The following is a 16,343-nucleotide window of genomic DNA, read 5'->3' as shown; positions in this document are numbered from 1 at the left end:
GCTGGACCGGCTCCGCAACCTCACCGCCGAGCTCCAGCAGGTCTACCACAGCCTCGGCGCTTCCACCTCGGCTCCGCAGGACCAGTCCCGCCCGCCGGGGAGCGACGACGGCGATGACGTGATCGACGCCGAGTTCACCGCCAATGACTGAGCCCTCCGGCGGCGAGCCGCCGCCGCCCGAGCGCGCCACCGGAGCCGGGAACGGAGACGGCGCGGCCGCCGTCGCCGGCCTGAAGGCCCAGCTGGCCGAGGCCGAGGACGTCAAGCTGCGGGCGCTGGCCGAGGCGGACAACGTGCGCAAGCGGTGCGCGGCGCAGGTTCAGCGCGCCGAGGCTGAGGCGCGCGCCTTCGTGGCGAGGCAGTGGCTGCCGGTCGTCGACAACCTCGAGCGCGCGCTCGCGCACGCGCAGGCCGATCCGCAGACGATCATCGAGGGCATCCGGGCCGTGCGGCAGCAGGCCCTCGACGTACTGGCCGGCCTCGGCTACCCGCGCCGGGACGACACCGGCGCGGTCTTCGATCCGACCCGCCACGAGGCGATAGCGGCCCTGGCCGATCCCGGGGCGCCCCCCGGTACGGTCGTCCAGGTCGTGCTGCCCGCCTACGGCGATCCAGGCCACCAGCTGCGGCCCGCGCAGGTGGTCGTGGCCAAGGCGGACTGATGGCGAGCCGGCCGCAGACCGAACGCCGCGACTTCTACGAGGTCCTGGGCGTGCCGAGGAGCTCGAGCCAGGACGAGATCCAGCGGGCCTACCGCAAGCTCGCGCGCACCTACCACCCCGACGTCAACTCCGACCCGGGGGCCGAGGACCGGTTCAAGGAGATCTCCGAGGCCTACGACGTGCTGTCGGATCCGGAGACCCGGCGCCGTTACGACGACTTCGGCCCGGACTTCCGGCAGGTGCCCCCGGACATGGACGCGGAGACGTGGGCCCGGATCCGCGCCGGCGCGGGAGCGGGGGGGCCCGGGCCGGGCGGGTTCGGCCAGGGCGGGTTCGGGCAGGGCGGGTTCGGGCAGGGCGGCATCAACATCGAGGATCTCCTGGGCGGGCTGTTCGGCGGCCGGGGCTTCGGGCCGATCCGGGGCGCTGACACCGAAGCCGAGCTCGAGCTGACCGTGGAGGAGGCCTTCCAGGGCGGCCGTCGTTCCGTGACCCTGGAGGGTCCCAACGGCCGGCGGACCTTCGAGGTCAAGATCCCGGCCGGCGTGACCAACGGGCAGCGCATCCGCCTGGCCGGCCAGGGCGGCCAGGGCAGCGAGGGCGCCCCCAACGGGGACCTGTATTTCGTGGTCCGGATCGCGCCGCACCCCAGGTACCGCGTTGACGGCCGCGATCTCTACGTCGACCTCCCGCTCTCGCCGTGGGAAGCCGCGCTGGGCACGTCGGTGGCCGTGGAAACCCCCGGCGGCGAGATGAAGGTCAAGGTTCCGGCTGGTACCTCGAGCGGCAAGCGGCTCAGGCTCCGGCATCGCGGCCTGCCCCACCCGAGGGGCAACGCCGGCCACCTGTACGCCGAGATCAGGATCATGGTGCCGGCCAAGCCCACCGACGAGGAGCGCCGGCTGTTCGAGCAGCTGGCGGATGCCTCCACCTTCGATCCGAGGAGCCGATAGTGGGCTACGCGCTGGTCTGGGTCCGGCCGGTACGCCTCAGCCTCGACGCGTTCGCGCGGGAGACGAACACGCACCCCGAGCTGATCCGCAGGCTGGTCGTCCTGGGCGTGCTCGACGCCGACCGGGACGCCGCCGGCGAGCTGTGGTTCTCCCCCGGCCAGGTGCCGGCCATGGGCCGGGTCCAGCGCCTGCGCGCGGGGTTCGCGCTCAACTACGCGGCCGTCGGGCTCGTCGTGGACCTGCTGGACCGGATTTCAGATCTCGAGGAGGCCCTGCGCAGCTCCGGCCGGCCAGGAGGACGGTTATGGACCTGAACAACCTGACCCAGAAGTCGCAGGAGGCACTGCACGACGCGCAGACGATCGCGCTGCGCTACGGGCAGACCGAGGTGGACGGCGAGCACCTGCTGCTGGCCCTGCTCAATCAGCAGGACGGCATCGCCTCCCGGTTGCTGGCCGATGCAGGCGCTGACCTGGACCGGCTGCGTACCGCGCTCGAGGCCGAGCTCGCGCGCCGCCCGCGGGTCACCGGCCCCGGCGTGACGCCGGGGCAGATCCAGATCTCGCAGCGACTGGCCCGGCTGTTCGACGCCGCCAAGAAAGAGGCGGACCGCCTCAAGGACGAGTACGTCTCGGTCGAGCACCTCGTGCTGGCCTTCCTCGACGAGGGCACCAGCACCGCGGCGGGACGGCTGCTGCACGCGGAGGGAGTCACCAAGAACGGCTTCCTCAAGGCGCTGACCAGGATCCGGGGCAACCAGCGGGTCACCTCGGCGACGCCCGAGGGGGCCTACGAGGCGCTGGACAAGTACGGCACCGACCTGGTCGCCGCCGCCGCGGCGGGCCGGCTCGACCCGGTCATCGGGCGCGACAGCGAGATCCGGCGGGTCATCCAGATCCTGTCGCGCAAGAACAAGAACAACCCGGTCCTGACCGGGGACCCGGGCGTGGGCAAGACCGCGATCGTCGAGGGCCTGGCCCAGCGGATCAACCGCGGCGACGTCCCGGAGGGCCTGCGCGACCGGATCATCTTCAGCCTCGACATGGGCTCCCTGGTGGCCGGGGCCAAGTACCGCGGGGAGTTCGAGGAACGCCTCAAGGCGGTGCTGGCCGAGGTGAAGGCGGCCCAGGGCCGCATCCTGCTGTTCGTCGACGAGCTGCACACCGTGGTCGGGGCCGGGGCCGCCGAGGGCGCGCTGGACGCGGGCAACATGCTCAAGCCGATGCTCGCCCGCGGCGAGCTGCGCATGGTCGGCGCCACCACGCTGGACGAGTACAGGGAGCGGATCGAAAAGGACCCCGCCCTTGAGCGCCGCTTCCAGCAGGTGCTGGTCGGCGAGCCGTCGGTCGAGGACACGATCGCGATCCTGCGCGGGCTCAAGGGCCGGTACGAGGCACACCACCAGGTGCAGATCTCGGACGCCGCGCTCGTGGCCGCCGCGACCCTGTCCGACCGGTACATCACCGCGCGGTTCCTGCCCGACAAGGCGATCGACCTCGTGGACGAGGCCGCGTCCCGGCTGCGCATGGAGATCGACTCCTCGCCCGTGGAGATCGACGAGCTGCGCCGCACCGTTGACCGGATGAAGATGGAAGAGCTCGCGCTCTCCCGGGAGTCTGACCCGGCCAGCAAGGAGCGCCTCGAGCGGCTGCGCGCCGACCTGGCCGACCGGCAGGAGCAGCTCACCGCGCTGACCGCGCGCTGGGAGCAAGAGAAGTCCGGGCTGAACCGGGTCGGCGAGCTGAAGAAGAGGCTCGACGACCTCAAGGGCCAGGCCGAGCGGGCGCAGCGCGACGGAGACTACGAGGCTGCCTCCAGGCTGCTCTACGGCGAGATCCCCGCACTGGACGCGGAGATCGCCGAGGCAGTCGCGACGGATCGTTCTGACGAGGCTGACGGAAGCGGTGCGGCGGGCGGCCATGGTGCGGGCCCCGCCCCCATGGTGAAGGAGGAGGTCGGCCCGGACGACGTGGCGGACGTCGTGTCGGCGTGGACAGGCATCCCCGCCGGACGGCTGCTCGAAGGAGAGACCGGCAAGCTGCTGCGCATGGAGACCGAGCTCGGCAGCCGGGTGATCGGCCAGGCCAGCGCGGTTCGGGCCGTCTCCGACGCCGTGCGCCGCGCGCGCGCGGGCGTGTCCGACCCGGACCGGCCCACCGGCTCGTTCCTGTTCCTCGGGCCGACGGGCGTCGGCAAGACCGAGCTGGCCAAGGCGCTGGCCGAGTTCCTGTTCGACGACGAGCGGGCGATGATCCGCATCGACATGAGCGAGTACGGCGAGAAGCACTCGGTCGCGCGGCTCGTCGGCGCGCCGCCGGGGTACGTCGGCTACGAGGAAGGCGGTCAGCTCACCGAGGCGGTGCGGCGGCGGCCCTACTGCGTGGTGCTGCTCGACGAGGTGGAGAAGGCGCATCCGGAGGTCTTCGACGTGCTGCTGCAGGTCCTGGACGACGGGCGGCTCACCGACGGGCAGGGACGGACCGTGGATTTCCGCAACACGATCCTCATCCTCACCTCCAACCTCGGCTCAGCGTTCATCGCCGACCCCGCGCTTGACGAGCCGGCAAAGCGGGACGCGGTCATGAGCGCGGTCCGCGCCGCGTTCAAGCCGGAGTTCTTGAACCGGCTCGACGACGTGATCGTCTTCGACTCGCTGTCCACGTCCGAGCTGACGCAGATCGTGGACTTGCAGATCGGCCGGCTGGCCAAGCGGCTGTCAGGACGGCGGCTCGTGCTCACGGTGACGCCGGCGGCGAAGGAATGGCTCGCGCTCACCGGGTTCGACCCGATTTACGGCGCGCGGCCGCTGCGCCGGCTGGTGCAGTCCGCGATCGGCGATCAGCTGGCGCGTGCCCTGCTGTCCGGCACGATCACGGACGGGGACGAGGTCCTCGTCGACCTGGACGAGAAGGCGGACGAACTCGCCGTCCGCGCGGCGACCGGTCAGGCTTCGTACCTGGACTCATCGAGCATCCGGTCGTAGTCGTCTTCGTCCAGGCCGAGATCGACGCGGATCCGGTACCGGAGGCGGAGCAGCAACTGCAGCTCCGCGTCGTCGCCGCGCTTGAAGCACAGTTCGACACCGGCCGTCGCCCAGTCGAGCGCACCCGCAAGATCACCTTGCTCCGTCAACAGCTCGGCGACCAGGTCGCAGGTGCGCGGGGTGACCGTCTCCCGCCTGGCGGCCAGCCCGGCAAGCAGCTCCTCGGCCTCGGCATCCCTGCCAAGCGCCAGCAGGGCCCTGGCCAGGTGGATCCGGGGATCGGCGAATGTGGGGCCGCCGTCCGCGATCGCCACGGCGAATTCGTCAGCGGCCCGCTGCGGGTCGTCGGCCATCAGCCACTGCTCGCCCGCGCGTAGATGAGATTCGGCACGCTGCCCCGGGCCGGCCTCCTCGGCGAGCTGGCTCATGCGTACGGCGGCTCGCACGTGGTTGCCTGTCCGTGCAGCCTGAAACTCGATCTCGTCGAACTCATCGACGCCCGCCACTCTTCCCACGGTACCCCAGCGGTCCTTCCCCATTCGGACGGATGACGCGCCCGCATCGGGGGGGTGCGCACGCGACTGGCGCTTAACGGCGTGCCCGCTCCATCGCGTCCCAGAATCCCCGGCGGAGCGCGTGCCGCACCTCATCGTGCAGCAGGTAATCGATTGGCAGCGCCGATCCCTGCAGGAGCCTTGCCTCAAGGTCAGACGGCATGCGCGGCTTCCTCGCCAGCACTGCCTCCAGCCATAGCGCGGGCGCGTCGCGCGCCACCGAGGCGCCGAACTCCTGCCCCTCATCATGTGCCGACTGTACGGCCTCCGCGAGGGCAACCCCGGGCAGTGCGCTCGAATAGGCCGCGCCCACCGGGGCGGCTCCCGCCGGCGCGAGGGGACCCGAAGCGGGCTGGACGAGCGGGCTGCCCGGCTGGCCAACCATGGGAAGGACAGGCTGCGGGCCGCTGTACGCGCCGTTGCGCCCGGGCGCGTACCCGGAACCGGGGCCGAGCGGCATGACCGGGACCACGGGCTGCCCGATCGCCGGCTGCGCGGCCGTCGGCTGTCCTGGCATGTGCTGGCCGGGGGCCTGCGGCGACTGCGGCGGCAGGGGCGGCAGGCCAGCCCCGCGCGTGGGCAGCCGGTGGATCTGTGCCGAGCCCGAGCCGGCTGGGGCTTGGCGGAGGCCGTCCCCGGCCTCGCCTGGCAGTGGCTCGCGGACGGCGCCGGGGCTGTAGCCGGACAAGTCCGCGGCCGGGCGCGGCCGGGTCGCGGCGAGATCGTCGTGCTGGTCCTCGGCGAGCACGGGCACGGCAACCGGAGCGGCGTACAGCTCTTGTCCCGCACCGCGCTCAGGCCACGAGGGCATCTCGGGGCGCGACGGCACCTCGGGCCGCACCGGCACGTCGGCGCGCACCGGCACGTCAGCGTGCGGGCCGAGATCCTGCCTGGCCACGGGCTGCGGCTCCCGCTGACCGACAGCCAGGTCCTGCCACCCGGGCGACTGATCCGGCCTGGCGCCCCAGGCGGCCGGCTGATCCTGCCAGCCGGGCGAGTGATCCGTCCAGGCCGGCACCGCGTCCTGGCGGACCGGCACCGCGTCGGGCTGCACGGCGGTGGCGTCCGGCGGTACGGCATAGAAGGCAGCGGCAGCTGGCGCCGGATCCGGCGCCGCGCCCGGCAGATCCGGCGGGGTCATCGCGACATCCCGGCCGGCCGGCTGCAGGTCTGCGCCCGCGGGCGACTCCGGCGGGGCGGCGGGGTCACTGCGGGAGTCGTCCCTGGCGACCACCTGCTCGGCCGGATGCACGCGCGACAGCTGGGGAGCCGGGCGCTGGTACTCGGCGACGACAGGCGCGGTGTAAATGGACGGCGGTACCTGGTGGACCGTGTCCGGCCCGGCCTGCACCGGAGCGTACGCGGGGGCCCGCCCGGCCGGGGCCGGCCCGCGGCCGTTCGCCGCCGGGTGGAGCGCGATCAGCGCACCCCCCTCCCGCTCCTCGGAGTGCGGCGGCTCGGCGCCAGAGATCAGCTCCACGTACGGCCGCAGGTGCCCGGCGCTGATCTCCGCGATGTCGTCGCACTCCTGGCGCAGCGCGCGGGAGATCGTCCAGTTGCCGTCGACCGCGATATGCAGCAGGCTGACCCGCAGGCCGAGATCCTGGACGTCGGCGATGACCTGGGCGAGGTCTTCTTCGGCGCTGACCACCATCGCGTCGCTGACAGCCCGGTTCCGCGCCAGCGTCGTAAGGTCACGGTGAATCTCGCCCTCGACGCCTTCGCGGCGCCCCGGGCGGATCTTGACGAGTCTCAGCTTCACGCCAGGCAGGTCGGCGAGCGCGTCGTGGTCGGCGCTGCGGCGGCCCTCCACGGTCGCCTCGTACCAGTAGCAGCGCAGCAGCGGAAGCCCGGACCGCTCGGTGGCCAGGCTGCCGAGCAGTTGCAGCAGTCCCTGGTAGTCCCAGGACACAGACTCCCGGCGGCGCGTCCCGTGCACCGCCATGGCGCCGTCCGCTAGCACATAGCCAGCGTCCACGAACAGCGCGCAGCGATCCACGCCACACCGTCCTTCCCCTCGGCGCGGGAACATGCCGTTCAGGGGCCATCGGGGTACGATGGCCGTTTTGTTCCCTGCCTTCCTAGGGTAATGAAGCCGGCCACTCGCGTTGGCCTTTCCGCGCATCTCCCGGCCCTTGGTCACCAGGCCGGGCTCTATGCTCTGGTGCTGTGACAGACCGCGAGGACCTGCTGGCAGGGATCAAGGCCAAGGCCGTGGTGCACGGCGACTTCGTGCTGTCATCGGGACAGCGCGCCAGCAGTTACGTGGACCTGCGCCGGGTGACGCTGGACGGGCGCCTGGCGCCGCTGGCCGGGCGGGTGCTGCTCAACGCCACCGCGGACCTGTCGTATGAGGCGGTCGGCGGGCTGACGCTTGGCGCCGACCCGGTCGCCTGCGCCATGATGCACGCCGCCGCGAGCCGGGGCACCCCGATCGACGCCTTCGTCGTGCGGAAAGAGGAAAAGACGCACGGCCTGCAGCGCAGGATCGAGGGACCGGACGTGGCCGGCCGCCGGGTGCTCGCCCTCGAGGACACCTCGACGACGGGTCATTCCGTGCTCACCGCGGTGGACGCGCTGCAAGCGGCGGGCGCGGAGGTGGTCGGCGTCGCGGTGCTCGTCGAGCGCGGAGCGCGGCAGCGGGTCCTGGATCGCGGCCTGCCCTACCGCGCGGTCTACGAACTCGCCGAACTCGGCCTGTGAGTCCCCGCCGGGCCGCCGGGCCGCCGGGCCGCCGGGCCGCTGCGCGGTCATGGGAAGTGGATGTACGCCGTGGGCGCGGACGAGATCGTATGCACTGCGTAGGCGCCGGTCCGCGCGTAGTTGTAGTGCGGGCTCCCGGATTGCGTGCAGCCGTCCGAGGTTGTCCGGCTTGTCCGCCAGCGGGGACGGCCGATCCCAGGGCGGCGGCTAGCGGCCCAGGGTCTCCCGGGATTCCGTGCGGGCGGCGGCTTGCGCGGCCGACTCCCGCCTGAACTCGCGCAGCCGGTACAGCACGAGGGCGGCGATGGCGATGACGACGATGGCGAAGATCAGGTAGCCGGCGATCGCGAGGCCGTGGCTCACGCTGTTCCAGGCACTGCCGAGGCCGTAGCCGATGCTCGACATCACAACCGCGTAGACCAACGTGCCGATCAGGCTGAGCGCGCCGAACCGCAGCGCCGGGATGTCCACCAGGCCTGCCACGATCGAGGTGAACGCCCGGATGAACGGGATCATGCGCGCGACCGGCACGGCCCATGCGCCGCGGCCGGTGAGGAACCGCTCGGCCCTGGCCACGTCCGCCTCAGTCACCAGCACGTACCTGCCCAGGCGGTGCACCAGCGGGTGACCGCCGACCCGTCCGACCCCGTACGAGGCGTAGGAGCCGGCGAGCTCGGCCAGCGTTCCGATGATGATCACCAGGATCAGGTTGAGGTGCCCTTGGTAGGCGAGCACACCAGCGAAGCCGAACGTGATCTCCGATGAAATCGGGATGCACGCGGCCTCAAGAAAGCCGAACAGGATCAGCGCCGTGTAACCCGCCGACGTCAGGTAGCCCTCCATAGGCTTTCCTTTGTACAGCATGACCGGGGCCGGCACAGACATCTTCACTCTGTGTTCGCGCTGAACCGTGTTCGCGCTCAGCCGGTCTGTCGGGTCGCCGGCCCGGAGATTAGAGTTTTGCTGAGACCTGGATAGAGGACGGATACAGGGAGTACGACCGTGCCCATCGCGACCCCAGAGATCTACGCGCACATGCTGGACCGGGCCAAGCAGCAGGGCTTTGCCTACCCGGCCATCAACGTGACGTCGTCCCAGACGCTGAACGCCGCACTGCGCGGCTTCGCCGACGCCGAAAGCGACGGGATCGTCCAGATCTCGACCGGCGGCGCCGAGTACCTGTCCGGTGCCAGTGTCAAGGACATGGTGACCGGCGCGGTGGCGCTGGCCGAGTTCGCCGGCGTGGTCGCCGCCAAGTACCCGGTGCACGTGGCGCTGCACACCGACCACTGCCCGAGGGACAAGCTCGACGGCTACATGCGCCCGCTGATCGAGCTGTCGGCGGAGCGGGTCGCCCACGGCAAGGAGCCGCTGTTCCAGTCGCACATGTGGGACGGCTCGGCCGTGCCGCTGGCCGAGAACCTCGACATCGCCAGGGACCTGCTCGACAGGTGCGCCAAGGCGCGGATCGTCATGGAGCTCGAGATCGGGGTCGTCGGCGGCGAGGAGGACGGCATCGTCGGCGCGATCAACGAGAAGCTCTACAGCACGCCGGAGGACGCGCTGGCGACGGCGGAGGCGCTCGGGCTCGGCGAGCGCGGCCGCTACATCCTCGCCGCGACCTTCGGCAACGTGCACGGCGTCTACAAGCCCGGCCACGTCAAGCTGCGGCCGGGGGTGCTCAAGGAGATCCAGGACGCCGTCGGCGCCAAGTACGGCAAGGACAAGCCGTTCGACCTGGTCTTCCATGGCGGTTCCGGCTCCGCGCTCGAAGAGATCCGCGAGGCGATCTCGTACGGCGTCGTGAAGATGAACGTGGATACCGACACCCAGTACGCGTTCACCCGCCCGATCGCGGCGCACATGTTCACGCACTACGACGGCGTGCTCAAGGTCGACGGCGACGTGGGCGACAAGAAGGCCTACGACCCGCGGTCTTACGGCAAGACGGCCGAGGCCGGCATGTCGGCCCGGGTGGTGGAGGCGTGCCAGGACCTGCTGTCGGCCGGCACCCAGGCCGGCTAGGGGCGGCCAGGGACAATGCTGGGGAGTTAAGGTCCGGGAGCAGTGGTCAAGGATCGTCGGCGGCGGCTGGCCAGGACCGCGCGGCCGGTCTTGCCCGGCCAGGCCCGGTTCGGCGGGGTATCGGCGGCCGACAGCCGCCGAAGGCCACCGTCCGGTAAGCGAGGCAATTGGGCCATTGGCGCAGTCGGCCCGATACAGCCGGGCCGTTGGCGCAGCCGGCCCAGTCAGGCAGGCCGGGTAGCGGCCGGAGCGGTGGCTAAAGGGGCTAAAGGGCTAAAGGGGGGCTAAAGGGGCTAGGGGCCAGGGGCCGGCCAGGCGATCGGCGAAGACCGCGCCTACCCGAGCGCGGCGTACGCCTCGGCGCTGCTGTCCGCGAGGAACGTCCGGCAGCGCTCGGCTTCGGCGGTCTCGCCGATGGCGCCGGCCGCCCGTGCGAGCGCCGCGAGGCTGCGCAGGAACCCCTGGTTCGGTTCGTGCGACCACGGGATCGGGCCGTGCCCCTTCCAGCCGTTGCGGCGCAGCGCGTCGAGCCCGCGGTGGTAGCCGGTGCGGGCGTAGGCGTAAGACTCGACGGGACGGCCTGCGGCGAACGCCTCCTGCGCCAGCATCGCCCAGGCGAGCGAGAACGCCGGGTACTTCGCCGCGACGTCGACGGCCCGCGCGCCCCCGGCGATGAGCCTGGCGGGCTCCTCGTCCACGGGCAGGAACGTGGGCGCGGGCTCCCCGAGCAGGTTCGAATGCGTGCTCATGCGGGCAGTCTGCCACGCGCCGCCGGCTGCTAGGTTCCACCTGCGCTTTTCGGGTAGCCTCTGATCGCAAGAGCCCCTGTCGCGCTTGCGCTGTCAGGGGTTTCGTCGTCTGAAAGGCGAACAACATGCCCGCCATCGTGCTGATCGGCGCCCAGTGGGGCGACGAGGGTAAGGGCAAGGCCACGGACCTGCTGGGGGACCGCGTGCAGTATGTCGTCAGGTACCAGGGCGGCAACAACGCCGGCCACACCGTGGTGATAGACGACGAGAGCTACGCGCTGCACGTGCTGCCGTCCGGCGTGCTCTCCCCGCAGGTGACACCGGTCATCGGCAACGGCGTGGTGATCGACCCCGGCGTCCTCTTCGAGGAGATCGCAGGCCTTGAGCAGCGGGGCGTGAGCTGCGAAAGGCTTCTGATCAGCGCGAACGCGCACCTGATCATGCCGCATCACCGCGCCCTGGACAAGGTCAGCGAGCGCTTCCTCGGCAACGCCAGGATCGGTACCACCGGCCGCGGCATCGGCCCGGCCTACGCCGACAAGGTGGCCAGGATGGGCATCAGGGTCCAGGACCTGTTCGACCCCGGCATCCTGCAGCAGAAGCTCGACCTCGTCCTGAGGGACAAGAACCAGCTGCTCACCAAGGTGTACAACAGGCGCGGCGTCGACGCGAAGAAGACCGCCGCGGAATACATCGCCTACGGCGAGCGCATGCGCCCCTATGTCGCCGACACCGGGCTGATCCTCGGCAAGGCGCTGGAGGCCGGCGAGGTCGTCCTGCTCGAGGGCGCCCAGGCGACCATGCTCGACGTGGACCATGGCACCTACCCGTTCGTCACGTCGTCCTCGCCGACGGCGGGCGGCGCGTGCGTGGGCGCCGGCCTCGGGCCGACGCGGATCACCAGGGTGATCGGGATCGTCAAGGCGTACACCACGCGGGTCGGCTCCGGCCCGTTCCCGACCGAACTGCACGACGAGCAGGGCGAGTACCTGCGCGAGGCGGGCGGCGAGTACGGGGTGACGACCGGCAGGCCGCGGCGCACCGGCTGGTTCGACGCCGTCGTCGCCCGCTACGCGGCCCGGGTCAACGGGGTGACCGACTTCTTCGTGACCAAGCTCGACGTGCTGTCCAGCCTGGACAAGATACCCGTCTGCGTGGCCTACGAGGTCGACGGCACCCGCCATGCGGAGATCCCCATGACGCAGACCGAGTTCCACCACGCCAAGCCGGTCTACGAGTACCTCGACGGCTGGTGGGAGGACATTTCCCAGTGCCGCTCGTTCGGCGACCTGCCCGCCGCGGCGCAGCACTACATCAAGACGATCGCGGACATTTCCGGCGCTCCGGTCAGCGCGGTCGGCGTTGGCCCCCGCCGCGACCAGACCCTGCAGCTGCGCCCGCTCCTCTAGAAAGCAGGCCAGCTAGTAGGCTCGCCGACGTGCGAGTACTGGTGATCGGGTCCGGCGGCCGCGAGCACGCGATCGTCCGCGCGCTGAGCCGCGACCCCGCGGTCACGGACCTGCACGCGGCGCCGGGCAACCCTGGCATCGCCGAGCTGGCGCAGGTCCATGAGGTGCGGGCTGCCGACCCGGCGGACGTCACCCGCCTCGCCAGGACGCTGGGCGCCCGCCTCGCGGTCATCGGCCCCGAGGCGCCGCTCGTGGCCGGCGTCGCCGACGCGCTCCGCCAGGCCGGCATCGCGGCCTTCGGACCGGACGCCGCCGCGGCGATGATCGAGGGGTCGAAGGCGTTCGCCAAGGAGGTCATGGCCGAGGCGGGCATCCCGACGGCGCGGTCACGAACGGCCGGCAACGAGCACGAGGCCGCCGCGGCGCTCAGGGAATTCGGCCCGCCTTACGTCGTGAAGGACGACGCGCTCGCCGCGGGCAAGGGCGTGGTCGTCACCGATGACCTCGGTGAGGCAAGACGGCACGCCGCGGCCTGCGGGCGCGTGGTCATCGAGGAGTACCTCGACGGCCCCGAGGTGTCCCTGTTCGCCCTCGCCGACGGCACCGACGCGGTTCCCCTGCTGCCCGCGCAGGACTTCAAGCGCGCCCGCGACGGCGACCGTGGCCCGAACACCGGCGGCATGGGCGCCTACGCCCCGCTCCCCTGGGCGCCGCCAGACCTGGCCGCCGACGTGCTCGACCGGGTCATCCGGCCCGCGATCGGCGCGCTGCGCCGCCGGGGGGCACCGTACCGCGGGCTGCTCTACGCGGGTCTCGCGCTCACCAGCGGCGGCGTCAAGGTGGTCGAGTTCAACGCGCGGTTCGGCGACCCGGAGACGCAGGTGGTGCTTGACCGGCTCGCCACCCCGCTGGCCGGCCTGCTGCACGCCGCGGCCGCCGGGGACCTGGCCGCCGCGCCCGCGCTGAGCTGGCTGCCCGGTGCCGCGGTCACGGTGGTGCTCGCCGCCGAAGGCTACCCGCAGGCCCCGGTCAAGGGCGACAGGATCACATTCAGCAATTATTCGGAACGGACCGGGGCTTATCTCCTGCACGCCGGTACTGCCTGCGCCGCGGACCGCGCGCTGGTCAGCGCCGGCGGCCGGGTGCTGAACGCGGTCGGTTCAGGACCGGACCTGGCCGCCGCGCGCGCCGCCGCGTACGCGGTCGCGGCGTGCGTCGAGATGCGCGGCGGCTGGTACCGGCATGACATCGCGGAGCGAGCCGCAGTTACCGTTAGAGAGTGATCGACAGGTACACGCTGCCCGAGATGGGGCGGGTCTGGAGCGAGGCCCACAAGTACGAGCTCTGGTGCCGGGTCGAGACCCTGGTGGTCGAGGCCCAGACGCGGGCGGGAACGGTCCCGGCCGAGGCAGTCGCCGCCGTCCGTTCGGCGCGTCCTCCCACACCCGAAGCGGTGGCAGCGGTCGAAGCCGTGACAGACCACGAGACGATCGCGTTCCTCACCGCGTGGGCGGACAACACCGACCCGCGGTCGGCGGCGGCCTGGGTGCACTACGGCATGACCTCGTCCGACCTGCTGGACACGGCGCTCGCGGTGCAGCTCACCGAGGCCACCGACATCATCGTGGCCAGGGCGGACCGGCTGGTCGCAGTGCTGCGCGACCACGCGCTCGCGCACCGGCACACGCTGCGGGCCGGCCGCACACACGGCGTGCACGCCGAGCCCGACGTCTGGGGCCACCGGGTCGCGGACTTCGCGTTCGCCGCGGCCAGGTCCCGTGACCGGGTGCGGCGGGCCCGCGAGTCCGTCGCGGTCGGCAAGCTGTCCGGCCCGGTGGGCAGCTACTCCAACATCGACCCGGCGATCGAGGCGGAGGTGATGCCCGAGCTCGGGCTGCGCGCGGCCGACGTCGCCACCCAGGTCGTGATGCGCGACGGGATCGCCGAGTGGACCTCCGCGCTCGCCGTGCTCGCCACGGTCTGCGAGGCGGTGGCGCTCGAGGTCAGGCACGGGCAGCGCACCGAGCTCAGGGAGCTCGCCGAGCCCTTCGGGGCGGGCCAGAAGGGCTCGTCGGCGATGCCGCACAAGAAGAACCCGATCCGCAGCGAGCGGATCTGCGGGCTGGCCCGGCTGGTGCGGTCCGCTGTGACCCCGGTGACCGAGGGCATCCCGCTGTGGCACGAGCGGGACATCTCGCACTCCAGCGTGGAGCGGATCGCACTGCCCGACGCCGCGATCGCCACCGACTACGTGGCGCACCTCACGACCGGGCTGGTCGAGGGGCTCGTGGTGGACGCGGCGCGGATGCGGGCGAACATGAACCTGACCAACGGCCTGCTGTACTCCTCGGCGGTGCTGCTTGAACTCGTCAGCGCCGGGCTGTCCCGCGAGGACGCGTACGCGCTCGTGCAGGCCGCCGCGATGGACACGTGGGACAACGGGACGCCATTTCGCGACTCATTGCTCACCGCGGGTAAGAAGCGGAGTGTCGTCATCGACGAGGCGGCCCTTGACCGGGCGTTCCTCGCGGAGCGCTATGTCGCGCGCCTGGACCATGTCTTCGATCGCCTCGCACGTCTTACCTGAGCACCCTGAGCACCCCCATCGGGTGGCATACTGGACATCGCGTTCGCCAGGGCGTGCTCACAGACGTGACGCGTTCTCGTAGTTCCCCCTCGGACAGGAGCACTATCCACATGACCAAGGGCACCGAGATCCGCTACCGCGTCCGTGGCGGCACGAGCCTGCAGGGCACGGTTTTCATCCAGGGTGCCAAGAACGCGGCGCTCAAGATGATCGCGGCGTCGCTGCTCGCGGACCGCGGCCGGACCGTGCTGCGGAACGTGCCGCCGATCGAAGACGTGCGGCGCGCCGTCGAGCTGGCCCAGGCGGTGGGCGCCCTGGTGGAGTTCCACGAGGCGGAACGCACCCTGGTCGTGGACGCGTCACGGCTGACTTCGCCCGTGCTTCCCGCCGACATCGCCCGGCGGTTCCGCGGCTCCGTGCTGTTCGTGCCCGCGCTCCTGCACAGGTTCGGCGAGGCGGTCATCGAAGGCATCGGCGGGTGCAACCTGGGCAGCAGGAACCTCGACTTCCACTACCGCGGTTTCGCCCGGCTCGGCGCGACCGTGGACGAGGGGGGCGCGGTCATCCGCATCACGGCCCACGACGGGCTGCGCGGCACTCACCTGTACCTGGACACGCCCTCGCACACCGGCACCGAGAACCTGATCATGGCGGCTTCGCTGGCGCCGGGAACGACGGTCATCGACAACACCGCCCAAGAGCCCGAGGTGCTCGACGTGATCGCGTTCCTCACCAAGATGGGCGCCGACATCGGCGGCGGCGGCACCGGCTTCATCACGGTGCACGGCGTTCCGGAACTGACGGCCGTCGAGCACACCGTGATGCCCGACCGGCTCGATGCCGGCGTGTTCGCGATGGCCGCCGCCATCACGGGCGGCGAGATCAACCTGGTCGGGGCTAACCTGGACCACTTCGGCGTGGTCCGCTGGAAGCTCGAGCAGATGGGCGTCGAGTTCGCCCCCCAGGGCGCCGTGCTCCAGGTGCGACGGGAACGGCCGCTGCGCCCGATCAACGTGATCACCAGCCCGTACCCCGGGTACGCCACCGACTTGCAGTCGCCGATCATGGCCGTGGCCACGTTGGCCGACGGTGCCAGCTACATCAGGGAGACGATCTTCGACGGCAGGTACACCCTGGTGCCTGAGCTGAACAAGATGGGCGCCAAGGTCGAGGTCGACAGCAACGTCGCGATCGTGCACGGCCCCAACCCGCTGCACGGCACCGAGGTAGTGGCGCCGGACCTGCGCGGCGGGGCCGCCCTGATCCTGGCGGGCCTTGCCGCCGAGGGCGAGACGGTCATCTCGAACGGGTACTACATCGACCGCGGCCACGCGGCGGTGGCGGAGCGGTTCGCCGCCCTCGGCGCCGACATCGTCTGCGAGGAGTACGAGCTGGCGGCGGCCGGCTAGCTCAGCGCCTCGGCTTGCTCGTAGAGCGCGCGGATGTCGTTGTTGAAGTAGGCGCTGTAGGAGATCGAGGGAGTGTCGCCGCCCTGCTGGTAGCCGCCGATCACGCCGACGATCGTGCCGGTCCGCGCCCGCGGGTCGAACCGGGTCCACGAGCAGCTTGCCCGGCGTCGCCGGAACTCCCGCCCGCCAGGCCGCAGCCAGCGGTCAGCGTCACGACCGCGATAACCACCGCGGCCGCGACGGGCCGCCGGGCACGATGAGGCACGCTCGCTTCCCCCGCGTCCCGCGGCCGGCCCGGTAGGCGTCCCC

Annotated in this window: 14 protein-coding genes and 1 pseudogene; 10 read left to right on the top strand and 5 right to left on the bottom strand. The window is 71.6% G+C overall.

Annotated elements, in window-relative coordinates:
- Window positions 1-143 precede the first annotated feature (143 nt).
- From Q1N79_RS30410 to clpB, 4 genes are read left to right on the top strand one after another with little or no spacing between them, the layout of a single operon-like run.
- On the top strand, window positions 144-662 hold the full coding sequence (locus Q1N79_RS30410; protein ID WP_300614573.1) for a nucleotide exchange factor GrpE: 519 nt from the start codon (window positions 144-146) through the stop codon (window positions 660-662).
- Window positions 662-1,615, top strand: coding sequence for a DnaJ C-terminal domain-containing protein (locus Q1N79_RS30405; RefSeq protein WP_300614572.1), 954 nt, complete (start codon window positions 662-664; stop codon window positions 1,613-1,615). Before Q1N79_RS30410 ends, Q1N79_RS30405 begins: the two co-directional genes overlap by 1 nt.
- A complete protein-coding gene (locus Q1N79_RS30400; RefSeq protein WP_300614571.1) occupies window positions 1,615-1,929 on the top strand; it encodes a chaperone modulator CbpM in 315 nt (104 codons plus the stop codon). Before Q1N79_RS30405 ends, Q1N79_RS30400 begins: the two co-directional genes overlap by 1 nt.
- Window positions 1,920-4,598 carry an ATP-dependent chaperone ClpB gene (gene clpB, locus Q1N79_RS30395; protein ID WP_300614570.1) on the top strand — a complete coding sequence of 893 codons (2,679 nt, stop codon included), beginning with the start codon at window positions 1,920-1,922 and terminating at the stop codon, window positions 4,596-4,598. The genes Q1N79_RS30400 and clpB overlap by 10 nt, the downstream gene beginning before the upstream one ends.
- Here the strand turns inward: clpB and Q1N79_RS30390 are convergent.
- Window positions 4,559-5,104 carry a tetratricopeptide repeat protein gene (locus tag Q1N79_RS30390; RefSeq protein ID WP_300614569.1) on the bottom strand — a complete coding sequence of 182 codons (546 nt, stop codon included), beginning with the start codon at window positions 5,102-5,104 and terminating at the stop codon, window positions 4,559-4,561. The genes clpB and Q1N79_RS30390 overlap by 40 nt on opposite strands.
- 82 nt (window positions 5,105-5,186) lie before the next feature.
- Entirely contained in the window at window positions 5,187-7,151 is a 1,965-nt protein-coding gene (locus Q1N79_RS30385; RefSeq protein WP_300614568.1) for an NYN domain-containing protein, read from the bottom strand.
- Window positions 7,152-7,321: 170 nt separating this feature from the next.
- Between Q1N79_RS30385 and pyrE the strand changes: the two genes are divergently transcribed.
- A complete protein-coding gene (pyrE, locus tag Q1N79_RS30380; RefSeq protein ID WP_300614567.1) occupies window positions 7,322-7,855 on the top strand; it encodes an orotate phosphoribosyltransferase in 534 nt (177 codons plus the stop codon).
- 207 nt (window positions 7,856-8,062) lie between these two features.
- On the opposite strand, the gene Q1N79_RS30375 is transcribed toward pyrE, so the two are convergent.
- A complete protein-coding gene (locus Q1N79_RS30375) occupies window positions 8,063-8,698 on the bottom strand; it encodes a DedA family protein (RefSeq protein ID WP_300614566.1) in 636 nt (211 codons plus the stop codon).
- A 159-nt stretch (window positions 8,699-8,857) separates the two neighbouring features.
- Between Q1N79_RS30375 and fbaA the strand changes: the two genes are divergently transcribed.
- The gene (fbaA, locus tag Q1N79_RS30370) at window positions 8,858-9,880 is read left to right on the top strand and encodes a class II fructose-bisphosphate aldolase (protein ID WP_300614565.1); all 1,023 of its coding nucleotides are present in this window, start codon (window positions 8,858-8,860) and stop codon (window positions 9,878-9,880) included.
- 335 nt (window positions 9,881-10,215) lie between these two features.
- On the opposite strand, the gene Q1N79_RS30365 is transcribed toward fbaA, so the two are convergent.
- On the bottom strand, window positions 10,216-10,629 hold the full coding sequence (locus Q1N79_RS30365) for a DUF3151 domain-containing protein (protein WP_300614564.1): 414 nt from the start codon (window positions 10,627-10,629) through the stop codon (window positions 10,216-10,218).
- Between the two features lie 125 nt (window positions 10,630-10,754).
- On the opposite strand from Q1N79_RS30365, the gene Q1N79_RS30360 reads away from it, so the two are divergent.
- The 4 genes from Q1N79_RS30360 to murA all read left to right on the top strand — a co-directional run bounded on the left by Q1N79_RS30360 (window position 10,755) and on the right by murA (window position 16,034).
- Window positions 10,755-12,038, top strand: a complete 1,284-nt coding sequence (locus Q1N79_RS30360) for an adenylosuccinate synthase (RefSeq protein ID WP_300614563.1) — start codon at window positions 10,755-10,757, stop codon at window positions 12,036-12,038.
- Window positions 12,039-12,067: 29 nt separating this feature from the next.
- The gene (purD, locus tag Q1N79_RS30355; RefSeq protein WP_300614562.1) at window positions 12,068-13,321 is read left to right on the top strand and encodes a phosphoribosylamine--glycine ligase; all 1,254 of its coding nucleotides are present in this window, start codon (window positions 12,068-12,070) and stop codon (window positions 13,319-13,321) included.
- The gene (gene purB, locus Q1N79_RS30350; RefSeq protein WP_300614561.1) at window positions 13,318-14,625 is read left to right on the top strand and encodes an adenylosuccinate lyase; all 1,308 of its coding nucleotides are present in this window, start codon (window positions 13,318-13,320) and stop codon (window positions 14,623-14,625) included. Before purD ends, purB begins: the two co-directional genes overlap by 4 nt.
- Before the next feature lie 110 nt (window positions 14,626-14,735).
- Window positions 14,736-16,034, top strand: coding sequence for a UDP-N-acetylglucosamine 1-carboxyvinyltransferase (gene murA / locus Q1N79_RS30345; RefSeq protein WP_300614560.1), 1,299 nt, complete (start codon window positions 14,736-14,738; stop codon window positions 16,032-16,034).
- On the opposite strand, the pseudogene Q1N79_RS30340 reads toward murA, so the two are convergent.
- A pseudogene (locus tag Q1N79_RS30340) lies at window positions 16,031-16,343 on the bottom strand (hypothetical protein); the annotation flags it as partial. The gene murA and the pseudogene Q1N79_RS30340 overlap by 4 nt on opposite strands.

Source organism: Trebonia sp. (genome assembly GCF_030042015.1).
GTDB lineage: Bacteria > Actinomycetota > Actinomycetes > Streptosporangiales > Streptosporangiaceae > Trebonia.
Note: the sequence above shows the minus strand (reverse complement) of the source record. Positions and strands in the feature narration are given on the sequence as shown.

Excerpts from the sequence above, each read along its gene's own strand:
- Q1N79_RS30410 (WP_300614573.1), top strand. The coding sequence starts at position 144 with ATGACTGAGCCCTCCGGCGGCGAGCCGCCGCCGCCCGAGCGCGCCACC.
- Q1N79_RS30405 (WP_300614572.1), top strand. The coding sequence starts at position 662 with ATGGCGAGCCGGCCGCAGACCGAACGCCGCGACTTCTACGAGGTCCTG.
- clpB (WP_300614570.1), top strand. The coding sequence starts at position 1,920 with ATGGACCTGAACAACCTGACCCAGAAGTCGCAGGAGGCACTGCACGAC.
- Q1N79_RS30375 (WP_300614566.1), bottom strand. The coding sequence starts at position 8,698 with ATGGAGGGCTACCTGACGTCGGCGGGTTACACGGCGCTGATCCTGTTC.
- Q1N79_RS30365 (WP_300614564.1), bottom strand. The coding sequence starts at position 10,629 with ATGAGCACGCATTCGAACCTGCTCGGGGAGCCCGCGCCCACGTTCCTG.
- Q1N79_RS30360 (WP_300614563.1), top strand. The coding sequence starts at position 10,755 with ATGCCCGCCATCGTGCTGATCGGCGCCCAGTGGGGCGACGAGGGTAAG.
- murA (WP_300614560.1), top strand. The coding sequence starts at position 14,736 with ATGACCAAGGGCACCGAGATCCGCTACCGCGTCCGTGGCGGCACGAGC.